The 13,661-nt window shown below is 65.8% G+C and carries 18 protein-coding genes; 10 read left to right on the forward strand and 8 right to left on the reverse strand.

The window, feature by feature from the left end; translation table 11 throughout:
* The first annotated feature begins 105 nt into the window (after positions 1-105).
* The gene (locus tag sphantq_RS15725) at positions 106-513 is read left to right on the forward strand and encodes a hypothetical protein (RefSeq protein WP_272798951.1); all 408 of its coding nucleotides are present in this window, start codon (positions 106-108) and stop codon (positions 511-513) included.
* A 68-nt stretch (positions 514-581) separates the two neighbouring features.
* Here sphantq_RS15725 and sphantq_RS15730 read toward each other — a convergent pair whose 3' ends face one another.
* Together sphantq_RS15730 and trmB are read right to left on the reverse strand one after the other, a co-directional pair.
* Complete coding sequence (locus sphantq_RS15730; RefSeq protein ID WP_066601162.1) at positions 582-1,439, reverse strand: glucose 1-dehydrogenase; 858 nt, start codon at positions 1,437-1,439, stop codon at positions 582-584.
* A gap of 46 nt (positions 1,440-1,485) precedes the next feature.
* Positions 1,486-2,181: a tRNA (guanine(46)-N(7))-methyltransferase TrmB gene (gene trmB / locus sphantq_RS15735; RefSeq protein WP_272798952.1), complete on the reverse strand. Its 696-nt coding sequence runs from the start codon at positions 2,179-2,181 to the stop codon at positions 1,486-1,488.
* A gap of 297 nt (positions 2,182-2,478) precedes the next feature.
* Between trmB and sphantq_RS15740 the strand changes: the two genes are divergently transcribed.
* Positions 2,479-2,619 carry a hypothetical protein gene (locus tag sphantq_RS15740; protein WP_165363650.1) on the forward strand — a complete coding sequence of 47 codons (141 nt, stop codon included), beginning with the start codon at positions 2,479-2,481 and terminating at the stop codon, positions 2,617-2,619.
* Positions 2,620-2,869: 250 nt separating this feature from the next.
* On the opposite strand, the gene metK is transcribed toward sphantq_RS15740, so the two are convergent.
* From metK to sphantq_RS15760, 4 genes are read right to left on the reverse strand one after another with little or no spacing between them, the layout of a single operon-like run.
* Complete coding sequence (metK, locus tag sphantq_RS15745) at positions 2,870-4,069, reverse strand: methionine adenosyltransferase (protein WP_272798953.1); 1,200 nt, start codon at positions 4,067-4,069, stop codon at positions 2,870-2,872.
* A 57-nt stretch (positions 4,070-4,126) separates the two neighbouring features.
* Positions 4,127-5,692: an apolipoprotein N-acyltransferase gene (gene lnt / locus sphantq_RS15750; protein ID WP_272798954.1), complete on the reverse strand. Its 1,566-nt coding sequence runs from the start codon at positions 5,690-5,692 to the stop codon at positions 4,127-4,129.
* A 5-nt stretch (positions 5,693-5,697) separates the two neighbouring features.
* On the reverse strand, positions 5,698-6,348 hold the full coding sequence (locus sphantq_RS15755) for a YqaA family protein (protein WP_129927311.1): 651 nt from the start codon (positions 6,346-6,348) through the stop codon (positions 5,698-5,700).
* A gap of 11 nt (positions 6,349-6,359) precedes the next feature.
* Positions 6,360-6,881, reverse strand: coding sequence for a GNAT family N-acetyltransferase (locus sphantq_RS15760; RefSeq protein ID WP_272800247.1), 522 nt, complete (start codon positions 6,879-6,881; stop codon positions 6,360-6,362).
* A 90-nt stretch (positions 6,882-6,971) separates the two neighbouring features.
* Between sphantq_RS15760 and sphantq_RS15765 the strand changes: the two genes are divergently transcribed.
* The 7 genes from sphantq_RS15765 to sphantq_RS15795 all read left to right on the forward strand — a co-directional run bounded on the left by sphantq_RS15765 (position 6,972) and on the right by sphantq_RS15795 (position 11,290).
* Positions 6,972-7,214: a hypothetical protein gene (locus tag sphantq_RS15765; RefSeq protein ID WP_066601171.1), complete on the forward strand. Its 243-nt coding sequence runs from the start codon at positions 6,972-6,974 to the stop codon at positions 7,212-7,214.
* 169 nt (positions 7,215-7,383) lie between these two features.
* Complete coding sequence (locus sphantq_RS15770) at positions 7,384-8,187, forward strand: hypothetical protein (protein WP_272800248.1); 804 nt, start codon at positions 7,384-7,386, stop codon at positions 8,185-8,187.
* 76 nt (positions 8,188-8,263) lie between these two features.
* Positions 8,264-8,887 carry a DJ-1/PfpI family protein gene (locus tag sphantq_RS15775; protein WP_272798955.1) on the forward strand — a complete coding sequence of 208 codons (624 nt, stop codon included), beginning with the start codon at positions 8,264-8,266 and terminating at the stop codon, positions 8,885-8,887.
* Between the two features lie 67 nt (positions 8,888-8,954).
* A complete protein-coding gene (locus tag sphantq_RS15780) occupies positions 8,955-9,602 on the forward strand; it encodes a glutathione S-transferase family protein (protein WP_066601175.1) in 648 nt (215 codons plus the stop codon).
* A gap of 88 nt (positions 9,603-9,690) precedes the next feature.
* Positions 9,691-10,302, forward strand: a complete 612-nt coding sequence (locus tag sphantq_RS15785) for a hypothetical protein (RefSeq protein WP_272798956.1) — start codon at positions 9,691-9,693, stop codon at positions 10,300-10,302.
* A 229-nt stretch (positions 10,303-10,531) separates the two neighbouring features.
* Positions 10,532-10,819, forward strand: coding sequence for a hypothetical protein (locus sphantq_RS15790; protein ID WP_066605074.1), 288 nt, complete (start codon positions 10,532-10,534; stop codon positions 10,817-10,819).
* Between the two features lie 159 nt (positions 10,820-10,978).
* Positions 10,979-11,290: a hypothetical protein gene (locus sphantq_RS15795; protein ID WP_408021504.1), complete on the forward strand. Its 312-nt coding sequence runs from the start codon at positions 10,979-10,981 to the stop codon at positions 11,288-11,290.
* Between the two features lie 126 nt (positions 11,291-11,416).
* On the opposite strand, the gene sphantq_RS24325 is transcribed toward sphantq_RS15795, so the two are convergent.
* A complete protein-coding gene (locus sphantq_RS24325; RefSeq protein WP_336314432.1) occupies positions 11,417-11,779 on the reverse strand; it encodes a hypothetical protein in 363 nt (120 codons plus the stop codon).
* Complete coding sequence (locus tag sphantq_RS24330; protein WP_336314433.1) at positions 11,710-12,093, reverse strand: hypothetical protein; 384 nt, start codon at positions 12,091-12,093, stop codon at positions 11,710-11,712. Before sphantq_RS24330 ends, sphantq_RS24325 begins: the two co-directional genes overlap by 70 nt.
* Positions 12,094-12,281: 188 nt before the next feature.
* Between sphantq_RS24330 and sphantq_RS15805 the strand changes: the two genes are divergently transcribed.
* A complete protein-coding gene (locus sphantq_RS15805; RefSeq protein ID WP_443021493.1) occupies positions 12,282-13,607 on the forward strand; it encodes a M28 family peptidase in 1,326 nt (441 codons plus the stop codon).
* Positions 13,608-13,661: the final 54 nt, after the last annotated feature.

The following is a 13,661-nucleotide window of genomic DNA, read 5'->3' on the forward strand; positions in this document are numbered from 1 at the left end:
TTCGCCTTAACGAAAAGGCCGCGTGGGGTGGGGGCCCTGCGCGGCCTTTTTCATGTCCAAGCGGGCGGGCCTGGGCTATCGGTCCGGCTTTGACGGGAGGGGCGGATGATCGCGACGATGATGGTGGTGGCCGCGCTGGCCGGGGCGAGCGATATCGGCGTCGCCGATCCGCAGCGGCGGGCGCTGCTCGATGCGTTGCGGCCCGCGATCGAGCGCGACCTGATGCAGAAGGTCAAGTTCGTGGTGCGCACGCTGCGGCGGCAGGATCGATGGGCCTTCGCCCATGTCGTGCCGCAGACGCCGGTGGGCGGTTCGATCGATTTCAGCCAGACGCGCCATGCCGAGCGGGTCGAGGCGGGGATATTCGACGGGCCGGACGTCTACGCCCTGCTGGAGCAGAAGGACGGACGGTGGATCGTGCGGGACTTCTTCGTCGGGCCGACCGATGTCGCCTATCTGGCCTGGCCCGACGAATTTGGCGCGCCGATGGGGCTGTTCGAGCGAGCGGAGTGAGGGTGGCGCGGCCGCTCAGGCGCCCAACCCCACCCCTTCATTAAAAGCGAGGGGCTAAAATTTGCGCTTTATCCGTTGACGATCGTGCCTCCATTGGGATGAAGCACCTGGCCCGACATATAGCTGGCGTCATCGCAGGCGAGGAAGAGGAAGGCGGGGGCGACTTCGTTGGGCTGGCCGGGGCGGCCCATGGGGGTCGATTCGCCGAAATGCGCCAGCTTCTCCGGCGAAGCGCCGCCGCTGGGGTTGAGCGGGGTCCAGATCGGGCCGGGGGCGACCGCGTTGACGCGGATGCCGTCCTTTACCAGATTTTCCGACAGGCTGCGGGTGAAAGCGGTGATCGCGCCCTTGGTGCTGCTATAGTCCAGCAGTTCGGACGCGCCCTGATACATGGTGACGCTGGTGCAATTGACGATCGCCGCGCCCTTTTTGAAGTGCGGGCGGGCAGCCTGAGTCAGGAAGAACATGCCGAAGATATTGGTTTGGAAGGTACGGCGAAGCTGGTCTTCGGTGATATCGGTGATATCCTGATCGGGATGTTGTTCGCCGGCATTGTTGACGAGAATGTCGAGCCGGCCGAAGCGATCCATCACCTGCTGGATCGCGGCGTCACAAAAGCTCTTCTCGCCGATATCGCCGGCGATGGTCAGCGCCTCGCGCCCTTCGGCTTCGACGATTTGCGCGGTTTTGCGGGCATCGTCATGTTCGCACAGATACAGGATGGCGACGTCTGCGCCCTCGCGGGCGTAGAGCGCGGCGACGGCGCGGCCGATGCCGCTGTCCGCGCCGGTGACAAGCGCGACTTTGCCGTCGAGGCGCCCGGAGCCGGGATAGCGCGGTTCCCATTCGGGCTTGGGGTCGAGGCGGCTTTCGTGACCGGGCAGACCATCTTCGCGGATCATTTCCTCATGGCTGTTGCTGGACATGGCGTCTCTCCTTTCGCCATGCCCAACGTATGAGCCGCGCGAGGGTTCAGCGCCGCCGGTAGCGGAAGTACCAGACTTCGTGGCCGATGCGGCGGGCTTTGGCCTCATAACGGGTTTCGGGCCAGCCGCCGGGGCGGGTCTGGAAATCCTTCGGTTCGCTGGCCAGCCATTCGAAGTCGGGATGGCCGTTCATCACCATCAGCGCCCAGCGCAGATAGACCGGATGGTCGGTGCCGAAGCGAAATTCGCCGCCGGGCTTGAGTTTGCGGGCGATCATCGCGACCGGGCCGGGGTTCATCATGCGGCGCTTGGCATGACGCGCCTTGGGCCAGGGATCGGGGTGGAGCAGATAGACGAAGCTGAGCGCGCCGTCGGGGATGCGGGAGAGCACCTGAAGCGCATCGCCCATGTGGAGGCGGACATTGCCGAGCGCGCCGTCACGGACATGGCCGAGCGCGGTGACGACGCCGTTGAGGAACGGTTCCGCGCCGATGAAGCCATGGTCGGGCAGCATGTCGGCGCGATGGGCCATATGTTCGCCGCCGCCGAAGCCGATTTCGAAATGGAGCGGGCGATCGTAACCGAACAGGCCCGCGGCGGTGATCTCGCCGTTTTCCGGCACCGATATGGCGGGTAGGAGAGTGTCGACCAGTTCCTGCTGCCCCTGGCGCAGCTTGTGCCCCGACTGGCGGCCATAGAGGCGGTTGAGGGTCGTGGGATCGCCGGATTTATGCGCTGTCATGGGACGACTGACTAGCGGGCGAGGGGAGTGGGGGCAAGGGCCGAGCGCAGAGGCGCTCCGGTCGCGAGGCGATGCCATGGCGCAGCCTGAAACCTGTCCCTCCCCCAACCCCTTCTGTGCAGTTGGGATCGGCGGAAGGGACAGCATGAAAGGCGGTTGTCGGCGCGCGCTGAGGAGGAGCGCCGCCGGTTTCGGCGGATATGGCTGAAAGCCGACCGCCGCCTGGTTTCGTCAGGTTGGGCCTGTTACGAACTTGCCCTTCGCGTCCTTGCAGGGGGCGGCAGATGCAGGAGCAGCATGGCCGACGATCACGGCAAGGTCGACGAGGGCGTGGCAACCATCCTTGTCATCGAAAGCCTCTTTGGCAGAGGTGTCGGGTCCGACAGGGGTGGCGAACCCGACAAGAGCGCTATGGGCCGGGCGCGCGGGCTTTCCTAATGAACTTTTCGTCATCTTATGGACAGGTGGGGAATGCGCGAAAAGGGCGCCGGAGCATGGTGCTGCGGCGCCCTTTTTGGGGATTGGATGATATTTTGGAAGATGCATCCCCTCTCCTTCAAGTGAGGGGCAGCGAGACTTGGTTCGGCGAAGTCGGACCTAGTCGCAGCGGGGTGGGGGGCTTCAATAGTGCGCCTGGACGACAGCCCCCACCCCCTACCCCTCCCCTGAAGGGGAGGGGCTAAACAGGTTAGGCCAGCGCAGCCTTGAGCGCGTCGACCAGGTCGGTCTTTTCCCAGGGGAAATAGTCGCCGTCGGGGGTGCGGCCGAAATGGCCGTAGGCGGCGGTTTTCTGGTAGATCGGCTTGTTAAGGCCGAGATGGGTGCGGATGCCCTTGGGCGTCAGGCGCACGAGCGTCGGCAGGACGGCTTCGATCGCGGACGCCTCGACCGTCCCGGTGCCGTGCAGGTCGACATAGAGCGAGAGCGGCTCGGCGACGCCGATGGCGTAGCTGAGCTGGATCGTGCAGCGGCGGGCGAGGCCGGCGGCGACGATGTTCTTCGCCAGATAGCGGGTGACATAGGCGGCCGAGCGGTCGACCTTCGTGGGGTCTTTGCCGGAGAAAGCGCCGCCGCCATGGGGCGACGCGCCGCCATAGGTGTCAACGATGATCTTGCGGCCGGTGAGGCCGGCGTCGCCGTCAGGGCCGCCGATTTCGAACAGGCCGGTCGGGTTGACGTAGATGCTCTCGTCGCCCGGCAGCCAGCCTTCGGGCAGGATGTCGGCGAAGACGCCCTTGACGTAGGCGCGCAGCTTTGCGCGGCTTTCGTCATTGTCCATGTCCTTGGCGTGCTGGGTGGAGACGACGAGAGCGGTCGCGCGGACCGGCACTTCGTTGACATATTCCAGCGTCACCTGGCTCTTGGCGTCGGGTTCGAGAAAATCGACTACTTTGTTGTGACGGTCGTGGGCCAGGCGTTCCAGGATCTTGTGGCTGTAATAGAGGGTGGCGGGCATCAGGTCGGGGGTTTCGTCCGACGCATAGCCGAACATGATGCCCTGATCGCCGGCGCCTTCATCCTTGTTGCCGCTTTCATCGACGCCCTGCGCGATGTGGGCCGACTGGCCATGGAGGTTGTTTTCGAAGCGGAAGGTCTCCCAGTGGAAGCCGTCCTGCTCATAGCCGATGCGCTTGACGGTAGCGCGGACGGTCGCTTCGATCTCTTCCTTGGCGCCCGGTGCCCATTCGCCATTTTCATAGACGCCCTTGCAGCGGATTTCGCCGGCCAGGACGACGAGCTGGGTCGTCGTCAGGGTTTCGCAGGCGATACGGGCTTCGGGGTCTTTCGACAGGAACAGATCGACGATCGAGTCGGAAATCTGGTCCGCGACCTTGTCGGGATGGCCTTCGGACACGGATTCCGAGGTGAAGAGAAATTGATTGCGCATGAGACTCCCGTAAGACATGGGCGGACGAAAGGACATAAAGAAAACTTTATGTGGCTATTAGCTTTTGCCTCTGCGCAAGGCAAGGGCCGCGCCCAGCAGGATGAGCATCAGCAGGCCGGGCGCCCAGTTGCCAAGCCGGGCGAACAACGTGGGCGGGAGCGCCGGGGGCAGGGCGGCGTCGAGGAACCCGGCGCGGTTGAGGCCGAGCGCGTGGACGACATGGCCGCGCGCATCAATGATCGCCGAGACGCCGGTGGGGGTCGAGCGGATGATGGGGACGGCTTCCTCGATCGCGCGGAGACGCGCCTGGGCCAGATGCTGGACCGGGCCCCAACTGCCGAACCAGGCGTCGTTGGAGGGGTTGAAGAGGAAGGCGGGGCGGTTCGCGGCGTCGATGACATGGCCCGAAAAGATGATCTCGTAGCAAATCTGGACGCCCATTTTCAGCTCCGGGCGGCCGAGCGTTGCGGGCAGGGTCAGGCTTTGCGGGCCGGGGCCGGGCCAGAAATCGGCGTCGCCGGGGACGAGGCGCGACAGGCCGATCGGCTGGAGGATCGAGCGCATCGGCAGATATTCGCCATAGGGGACCAGATGCGCCTTGTCATAGCGGGTGAGCAGGCGCGCGTCGGGGGTGACGATGAACAGGCTGTTGTTCGCGCCGGCCAGTTTCTGCTCTCCCACCGGGCTGTCCGGGTCGGGCTTGAAATAGACTTTGGTCGCGCCGGTCATCAGCAGGTCGCCGGGGCCGAGCAGGCCGGCGAGGCGGGCGCGCCAGTCGGGTTCCATGTCCAGATAGGCGGGGATGGCGGCTTCGGGCCAGAAGATCAGGCGCGGGGCCGGGCGCGGCGTGCCGGACAGGGCGGCGAGGGTGCGGAAATGCGCCTGTTCGAGGGCGGCGGAATATTTTTCGTCCTGGCCGATATTGGGCTGGACCACGCGGACGCGGGGCGCGCCGGGGGGTGTGATCGGGGCGGGGGAGAGGAGGCCCCAGAGCGAGAAGCAGAAGAAGGGCAGGAGCAGCGCGATGGCGGGCCTTGCCTGCCGACGCCAGGCGAGCAGGCATCCGGCCGCCGTCAGGATGGTGACGGCGCCCAGGCCATAGGTGCCGATCACCGTCGCGCCGATCGCGGCGCGGGGCGCCAGCAGGACGGCGCCCAGCGGGTTCCAGGCGAAGCCGGTGAAGAGAGTCGCGCGCAGATATTCGGTGGCGAGCCAGGCGGCGGCGAGGAACAGGGGCGTAGCGTGTTCCCGCCTGCGCGGGAGCGCCGGGTTTTTGGACAGCCACCATGCGCCGAGCGTCGCAAAGCCGGGGAAGGCGGCGAGATAGAGCGACAGGAGGACCACCGCGCCATAGCCGAACCAGTGCGGCATCGAATCCTGGAAGGTGAAGGCGTGGGCGATCCAGTTGAGGCCACAGGTGAAATGGCCGACGCCGAACAGCCAACCGCGGGTGAAGGCGGCGCGGCGGTCGGGCGCGCGTTCGATCAGGACGATCAGCGCCGCTAGGCAGGCGAGGGTGACGGGCCAGAGGTCGAGCGGCGCGAAGCCGGTGGCCGAGGCGAAACCGGCGAGCAGCGCGGCCAGTTTCGGCCGGGCGGCGACCATGGCAAGCAGCGCGCGCATGGGCGTTATCGGGCGCCCGTCGCATTCAGCGTCGCCATGGTGGCGTGGCTGCACTTGTCGTCCTTCTTCACGCCGCCGGTCAGCATCGAGGCGGCGATGAAGCCGCCGACGATCAGGACGAGGAAAAGGGCGGAGAGGAGGGCGAGATATTTTTCGATGAACGCCTTGATCGGGCGGCCGAATTTCCAGAACAGGAAACCCACCAGCATGAACTGGAAAGCGCGGCTGACGATGCTGGCCCAGAGGAAGGTGAAGAGCGACAGGCCGACAAAGCCCGCCGTGATGGTGATGAGCTTGAACGGGATGGGCGTTGCGCCCTTGATCAGGATGATTTCCGCGCCGTAATCGCGCAGATAGCAGGCCGCGACCGGGAATTTGGCGGCGAGGCCCAGCGCAGTCAGGATCTGTTGGCCGAGGGCTTCGTACAGGAAATGGCCGATGCCATAGCCCAGCAGGCCGCCCAGCACCGAGGCCAGGGTGCAGATGAAACCGAAGCGCAGCGCCTTTTCCGGCCGGGCCAGGCACATGAGGCCGAGCAGCGGATGCGGCGGGATCGGGAAGAAGCTCGATTCCATGAAGCTGATGGCGAAAAGCCAGCGTTCGGCGTGGCGATGCGCCGCCTTGGCCAGGGTCCATTGGTAGAGCTTGGTGAGCATCGCGGCCGGGCCTAGCCGAGATCGTTTCGGGTCGCCAGCGCTTTTGCCAGCACCACCATCGCCAGCGGCGGATCGACCGGGATCGGGAAGGGGCGCGTCTCGCCGGTCAAGGCGTAGCCGCGGCGCTGATACCAGGCGATCAGTTCGGCGCGGCTGTCGATGACGGTCATTTCCATGAGGTGGGTGGCGAAGAGGCGGGCGGCGTGATCCTCCGCCGCGGCGATGAGGCGACGGCCAAGGCCGCCGGCCTGGCGCGCGGGATCGATGCAGAGCAGGCCGAGATAGGCGATGCCGCCGCCCCGGTCCGTAATCTGGACGCAGCCGATCGGCATTTCCCCCGCATCCAGCGCGACCACCAGCCGTTCGGCAGGGCTGGCGAGGATCGTGCGGAGTGTATCGAGGCTGGTGCGCGGGCCGCTGAGCAGGTCGGATTCGAAGGTCCAGCCGGCGCGGGCGGAGTCGCCGCGATAGGCGCGCTCTATCACCGGATGGAGCAGGGGCAGGTCGGCGGCGGTGGCGAGGCGGATGTCCATGGGCTTGCCCATAGCGATCCGGTGACGGCTTGGGCAAAGATATTGCGCCGGTTGATCGGGCGGATATTATGGCGGCGAAGGAGAGACGATATGCAGGGCATGGGCGAGGGCGGTTGTCCCTTCACCTTCAATACCGATCCCGCGACCTTCAAGGTCGGCGATCCGGTGAGTTACCGGGTGACGGGCAGCCTGGACGGTTTTCCGTTCGCCGGGGTCTTGCTGGAGGTGCATGACGACTATGTCGTGCTGACCAGCGACGAGGACGACAAGGCGAGCCGGATGCGGGCGACGCGGGAAAGCCGGCCGGTGGTGCGCGAAGAGGATGTGTGCTGATTAAGGGCTAAGGTAGCGCCGGCCGTTCGACCGACGGGGTTGATTGTCCGGCGTCGTCTGGGCATGGACTTACCCCATAGAGTCCTTTTGGTCGGCGCGTTTGACATTGCATTCCATTTTCAAGGTTCCCGCGATTCCGTGGGACAAGGTGCGGCAGCGCGCAGGCGGCATGGCGTTCGCGTTGGTGCTGAACCTGCTGCTGCTGCTCGCGCTGTTCACCTTGTCGCCGAACATGGAGCCGCCCAAGCAGGAGGATCGCCTGCCGGTGACGTTCGACGTAGAGACGGGGCAGAAGACCGAGCAGCAACAGGCCAAGGCCGAAAAGGCGGAAAAGCGCGAGCAGAACAACGCCGCGCCGCAGCAACAGGCCGATCCGGTGGTGCGCCCGCCCATCCCCGTCGAAAAGCCTGCGGAGCAGCCGCCATCGCCCTTCCCCTTCCTGACGCTCAGCCGCGAGCAGATGGCGTCGGCCGATATCGGCAATCTGCCCAAGGGCGCGCAGGGCGCGGGGCAGGGCAAGGGCGACAGCGCGGCGGTGGCCGGGCCGGGCGAAGGGCCGGGCGGGGTGCAGTTGTTCGAGGCCGAATGGTATCGGAGGCCGACCCATGCGGAATTGTCGTCCTACCTGCCCAATAATGCGCCGGCGCGGGGCTATGGCCTGGTGGCGTGCAAGACGATCGACCATTATCATGTCGAAAATTGCCAGACGCTGGGCGAGGCGCCGCTGGGATCGGGCTTTGCCAAGGCGGTCAGGCTGGCGGCCTGGCAATTCCTGGTGCGGCCGCCGCGGGTCAATGGCAAGGCGATGGTAGGCAGTTGGGTGCGTATACGGATCGACTATACGCGGACCATGGCGCCGGGCGGAGCGGAGCCGGACAGCAGCGCCGGGGCTGGGCCTGGATATGACGCCGGCTCTGAATCGCGGCCGGAGCCGAAGAGGCTTGCACCGGGAGTCGCCGGGCCGCAATTCTGAATGGTGCCAATTGCGCGCGAGCGGATCGCGCGGGCGCGTCGCCCTTCCCCTAGACAGAGGGAAAGGAGCCAAGGCGATGCGGGTTGCGGTTTTGACGTTTGACGGGTTCAACGAACTGGACAGTTTCGTGGCGTTGGCGCTGTTGAACCGGGTGCCGGGCTGGCGCGCCGAGATTTGCGGGCCGGGCGAGTCCGTCACGTCGATGAACGGCGTGCGGGTCGATGTGCAGCAGCCGCTGGAATATGCGGGGCAGGCCGATGTCGTGCTGGTCGGCAGCGGGGTCAGGACGCTGGAGATGGCGGCCGATGAGGCGCTGATGGCGCGGATCGCGCTGGACCCCGGCCGGCAGATCATCGGGGCGCAATGTTCGGGCGCGCTGATCCTGGCGCGGCTGGGGCTGATCGGCGACCTGCCTGCCTGCACCGACGTGACGAGCAAGCCCTGGGTGATCGCGGCGGGGGTGCGGGTGATCGATGCGCCGTTCGTGGCGCATGGGTCGGTCGCGACGGCAGGAGGTTGCATGGCGGCATATTATTTGAGCGCCTGGGCGATCGCCCGTCGTCTGGGCCTGGCGGGCGGTGGCGAGGCCGCGGCGCGGGATGTGATCGACTATGTCGCGCCGGTGGGCGAGAAGGCGGAGACGGTGGCGCGGGTGATGGGCGTGATCGCGCCGTTCCTGCCGATCGCGACGGCGGCATAAAATAGTTGCATATTGATACTGAATCGGCAGGATGCGTGACCGACCCGATGACAGGAGGAGAGACGATATGATCATTCATGGCGCGCGGCCGTCGCCCTTTGTGCGCAAGGTGGTCGCCTTCGCCGCGGAGAAGGGCATCGCGGTCGAGGTGCAGACGGCCGGGTTCGGCCGGGGCGCTGAAGGCTTTATGAAGGGGTCGCCCTTTGGCAAGATTCCGGCGTTGGAGGATGGCGATTTCCTGTTGTGCGATTCGACCGCGATCATCACCTATATGGATGCCCTGCACCCCGGCGAGGAGATGATCCCGACTGAGCCGAAGGCGCGGGCGCGCACCATATGGTATGAGGAATTTGGCGATACGGTGGCGCAGGCCATCGGGCAGAAGATCTTCTTCAACCGGGTGGTCGCCAGGGCGTTGAAGCGCGAGCCGGACCTGGACGCGGCGGATGTGGCCGAGGCAGATGAGATGCCAACCATATATGATTATCTGGAGGGCGTTCTGCCGGAAAGCGGCTGGCTGGTGGAGGATCGCTTCACCCTGGCGGACCTGGCGGCGGCGTGTCCGATCATCAATGTGGGCTATTGTTCCGACGGGCTGACGGCGGATCGCTGGCCCAAGGTCGCGGCCTGGCTGGCGCGGGTGAAGGCGCGGCCGAGCGTCGCGGAGGCGATGGCGCTGGAAGCGGATACGGTTCAGGCGATGATCCAAAAATAACCTATATGGAACATTTTGATTGACATCGTCACGCTGATCTGGCAGAGATTGACACAGTGGAAAAATGTGAGTCGCCAAGGCGGCGAGAATGAAGGGGCTGGTCCGAAAGGATCGGCCCCTTTTGCTTGGCGGGCATGGCGACGGGGGAACGGGCATGGGAGCGGAGACGGGCGCGCGGGGCGGACTGGTGGCGCGACGGCAGCGCGTGGGCGGGACGGCGCGGGCGCAGAAGGGCAAGGCGCGCAAGGATGGCTGGACCAAGGTGAAGGAGCGGCGGTTCCTAGAGACGCTGGCCGAGACATGCAATGCCAGCGAGGCGGCGCGGGAAGCGGGCATGTGCCGGGCGAGCGCCTATCGCCGGCGGCAGAGCGACGCAGGGTTCGCCCGCGCATGGGAGGAGGCTTTGGACGTGGGCTATGCCGAGATCGAGGCGCTGCTGATGCGCGAAGTGCTGTTTGGCAGCGAGGTCGAGGAATTGACGCTGGATGGCGAGGGCGTGGTGAAGGGGCGCAAGGTGAAGCGGACGCGCAACCTGACCGTGGCGTTGCGGCTGCTGACGCTGCACCGCGACCGGGTGGACAGGCGGCGGGCCGAGGCGGGACAGGGCGCGGCCGGGCGGCCCGACAGCCCCGACGCGATCGCGCGGGTAGAGGATGTGCTGGGTGCGATCGGACGCAGGCGCGTGGCGGTGGAGATGTGATGGGCGGTGTTCAACCAATGTCTCATCACCGGGACGCGGATAGGTCCGTTATGGAGGAGGGGGCCTGGTCCAGCCGTGCACCACCGCCAGGCCCCCACCGTTCAACCGGCATCTAAGCCCTGGGCCAGAGGGCGAAGTTGGGCTGGTCGGCCTGTTGCGAGTGTTTCTCAACCGGAACAAAGCGTTTCCAGGCCCGTTCGATGGCGCAGAATATGTGCAGGAGAGCAACATGGTTGACGTTCGTAACGATCCCTATGACGACCGCGTTGTCGTGAAGAAAAGCGGCGGCGGTCGCACGATCGCGATCATCCTGATCGTGGCACTGGCCGTGGTCGGCGTGCTGTTCGCCACCGGATTCTGGAAAGCCGATGTGAGCGGCGGCGACATGCCCGAAGTCAGCGTGAAGGGCGGCGACATGCCCAAGGTGGATGTCGATTCCAAGGCTGTCGTGGTCGGCACCAAGAAGGAAACGATCGAGGTTCCGACCGTGGGCGTGAAGGATAATGGGGAAGAATGATCTTCCCCAAAGCGCCGGACTGATAAAGATGCAATGATGAAAAGGCTCTTCCTGCGTGCAGGGGGAGCCTTTTCGCATGGATTGCTTTGCCCGACGCGCGGGCGCAGAGGATGGCGGATGATCGGACGGATGAAGGGAATGGCGATGCGGCGGTTGATAATGGTTGGTCTGTGCTGTGCGCTGGCCGCTTGCGGTGATGGCAGCGGCGACCGGGTGGTCGCCGACAACCGCCAAGAACCGGAAACCGGCGCGACGGCGGCGGTAGCGAAGCTGGACGACGGGCTGCGCAACGGCGTGTTCGAAAAGGCGATCCGGGCGAGCGGGGCGGCCTGCCCCAGCGTGACCGGATCGCAGCGCGCCGAGATCAGCCCCGGCGTGCGCGGATGGAAGGCGCAATGCGACAATGGCAGCGCGCATCTGATCCAGATATTGAGCGACGGCACGGCGAAGGTGACGAGCCGGACGCATTGAGTTGGAATTTTCGGGTGAGGGGTGGAGCGATCCGATGGGACGCTTCCGCCTCACCCGGCTTCGACCAGGCAGCAGACAGCCAAGTCTTCGCAGCCCTCTCCCCCGACGGGGAGAGGTTTTTTTGGTTCAGTTCGTCTTGATTTCGAGCGACGGATCGACCAGCGAGGTCTTGGTCGCTGCCGGGGTTGTCGCGGCCGGGGCGACAGCGGGCGTTGCGACCGGAACAGCAGCGGGCGCGGCGACGGGCGCGACGGCGGCGAAGGCGACGCTGACATCTTCATCGAGGAAGGCGGTGACCGGCGCGCCGAGCGGGATGCGGGCGCTGGTGCCGGTGGTGATGAAGCCGGCGATCGGCACGAAGGCGATGGCGGCGACGACGCCGGCGGTGCCGGTCGTGCCCTTGTCATCGAAGCTGCCGGTCAGGCGGATCTGTTGCCATTGGCGCGGACATAGAGGATGCGGCCGTTGATGCGGCCGGACTTGCCCCACATGCCCTTGTTGCGGACGTCGGTGATTTCGCCGGTGACCGGGCTGCCGGCCGGGATCACGGTCTGGCCGTTCAGCGATACGGTTTCAGCGACTTCGAGCTGAACACGCTGGCCGATGCGCAGCTTCTTGCCCTCTGTCGTGAGCGCTTCGGACATTTTGAGCGGGATTTGCATACCGGCGCGCAGGACGTTGCCGCCGGGCGCGGCGACGATGGTGGCGACCGGCGCGGCGGGCGCCGTCGTGACCTGGGCCAGGACGGATGGCGCGCAGGCGCAGGCGATCACGCCCACAAGGGCGCTGGCAACGAACTTCATGTGTAAAACCCCCACGTATAAAGACTCAGTTCGCCCCCGAACTGAGGATGCACTGGTGCAGTCGGGCGGGGTCTATCGTCAAGGGGATAAATATTTGATCTATAGTGATGTCTATTGTGCGGGTGCGAGAATTTCGCTGAGCGCTTTACAGATGTGCAACAGGCGGTAGACCAGAGCGCATGACAAAGATGCTATTTTTGACCGCCGCCGCCGTGCTGCTTCCGATGCCGATCATGGCCCAGACTGTTGGCCAGACTGTTTCGGGGAGCCGGACGCCCGATCCGGCGCGGATGAAGGCGACGGTGGAAACACTGGTCAGCTTTGGCACGCGGCACACGCTGTCGTCGGCGACCGACCCCAAACGCGGGATCGGCGCGGCGCGGCGGTGGGGCGCAGCGGAATTTGCGAAGATCGCCAAGGGTTGTGGCGGCTGTTTGACGGTGGAGACGATCGCGGATCGCTTTACCGGGCCGCGGGCGCCCGATGGGGTCGAGGTGGTCGACGTGCTGGCGATCCAGAAAGGAACGGGGGATCCGACCCAGGTCGTGATCGTCGCCGGGCATATCGACAGCCGCGTGACCGACGTGATGAACGTGACCAGCGATGCGCCGGGCGCGAACGACAATGCCTCCGGCACGGCGCTGGTGATCGAGGCGGCGCGGGTGCTGGCGGGCGAAAAGTTCGACGGGACGATCGTCTATGCGTTGCTGTCGGGCGAGGAGCAGGGGCTGTGGGGCGGCAAGTTGCTGGCGGCGACGGCCAAGGCGCGCGGCTGGCAGGTGCGGGCTATGCTGAACAACGATATTGTCGGCAATACGATCGGCCAGAACGGCAGGCAAGTGGCCGACCGGGTGCGGGTCTTTTCCGAGGGTATCCGCGCGGGCGACGACGCCAAGGCTAGCGCGACGCGGCGGGCGATCGGCGGCGAGGATGACGGGCCGTCGCGGGCGTTGGCGAAAAAGATCGACGGGATCGCGGAGGCCAATCCGCAGATCGGGCTGGATGTGTTCGCGGTGCGGCGCTTCGATCGCTTTGGGCGGGGCGGGGATCATTCGCCTTTCCTGGACCTGGGCTTTCCCGCGGTGCGATTTTCGGTGGGGATCGAAAATTATGACCGGCAGCATCAGGATCTGCGGACCGAGAATGGCCGCGACTATGGCGACACCGTCGCGGGGATGGATTTTCCCTATCTGGCGAAGGTGACGGCTTTGAACGTCGCGGCGCTGCGGCAACTGGCCGATGCGCCGGCGGCGCCGGCGAGCGTGTCGCTGGACGGGGCGCTGTCGATGGATACGCGGGTGTTTTGGGACGCGGTGCCGGAGGCGGCGGGCTATAGGCTCTATTGGCGGCGGGCCGATGCGCAGGACTGGACCGACAGCCGTGTCGTGACGGGCGCGACCGAGACGGTGCTGAAGGATATCGTCGTGGACGATCATTTCATCGGCGTGGCGGCAGTGGCCAAGGACGGGGCGGAGAGCCTGGTGACCTTTGGCGGGATGGCGCCGCGGAAATAATCGGGTTCGCGAAAATATCTTTGGAAGGCCGCTTTCGGGCGGCCTTTTTTGTGT

The organism is Sphingobium sp. AntQ-1 (genome assembly GCF_028538045.1).
Classification (GTDB): domain Bacteria; phylum Pseudomonadota; class Alphaproteobacteria; order Sphingomonadales; family Sphingomonadaceae; genus Sphingobium; species Sphingobium cupriresistens.

Coding starts and splice junctions, on each gene's coding strand:
- sphantq_RS15725 (WP_272798951.1), top strand. CDS start 106: ATGATCGCGACGATGATGGTGGTGGCCGCGCTGGCCGGGGCGAGCGAT.
- sphantq_RS15730 (WP_066601162.1), bottom strand. CDS start 1,439: ATGTCCAGCAACAGCCATGAGGAAATGATCCGCGAAGATGGTCTGCCC.
- trmB (WP_272798952.1), bottom strand. CDS start 2,181: ATGACAGCGCATAAATCCGGCGATCCCACGACCCTCAACCGCCTCTAT.
- sphantq_RS15740 (WP_165363650.1), top strand. CDS start 2,479: ATGGCCGACGATCACGGCAAGGTCGACGAGGGCGTGGCAACCATCCTT.
- metK (WP_272798953.1), bottom strand. CDS start 4,069: ATGCGCAATCAATTTCTCTTCACCTCGGAATCCGTGTCCGAAGGCCAT.
- lnt (WP_272798954.1), bottom strand. CDS start 5,692: ATGCGCGCGCTGCTTGCCATGGTCGCCGCCCGGCCGAAACTGGCCGCG.
- sphantq_RS15755 (WP_129927311.1), bottom strand. CDS start 6,348: ATGCTCACCAAGCTCTACCAATGGACCCTGGCCAAGGCGGCGCATCGC.
- sphantq_RS15760 (WP_272800247.1), bottom strand. CDS start 6,881: ATGGACATCCGCCTCGCCACCGCCGCCGACCTGCCCCTGCTCCATCCG.
- sphantq_RS15765 (WP_066601171.1), top strand. CDS start 6,972: ATGCAGGGCATGGGCGAGGGCGGTTGTCCCTTCACCTTCAATACCGAT.
- sphantq_RS15770 (WP_272800248.1), top strand. CDS start 7,384: ATGGCGTTCGCGTTGGTGCTGAACCTGCTGCTGCTGCTCGCGCTGTTC.
- sphantq_RS15775 (WP_272798955.1), top strand. CDS start 8,264: ATGCGGGTTGCGGTTTTGACGTTTGACGGGTTCAACGAACTGGACAGT.
- sphantq_RS15780 (WP_066601175.1), top strand. CDS start 8,955: ATGATCATTCATGGCGCGCGGCCGTCGCCCTTTGTGCGCAAGGTGGTC.
- sphantq_RS15785 (WP_272798956.1), top strand. CDS start 9,691: ATGAAGGGGCTGGTCCGAAAGGATCGGCCCCTTTTGCTTGGCGGGCAT.
- sphantq_RS15790 (WP_066605074.1), top strand. CDS start 10,532: ATGGTTGACGTTCGTAACGATCCCTATGACGACCGCGTTGTCGTGAAG.
- sphantq_RS15795 (WP_408021504.1), top strand. CDS start 10,979: ATGGTTGGTCTGTGCTGTGCGCTGGCCGCTTGCGGTGATGGCAGCGGC.
- sphantq_RS24330 (WP_336314433.1), bottom strand. CDS start 12,093: ATGAAGTTCGTTGCCAGCGCCCTTGTGGGCGTGATCGCCTGCGCCTGC.
- sphantq_RS15805 (WP_443021493.1), top strand. CDS start 12,282: ATGCTATTTTTGACCGCCGCCGCCGTGCTGCTTCCGATGCCGATCATG.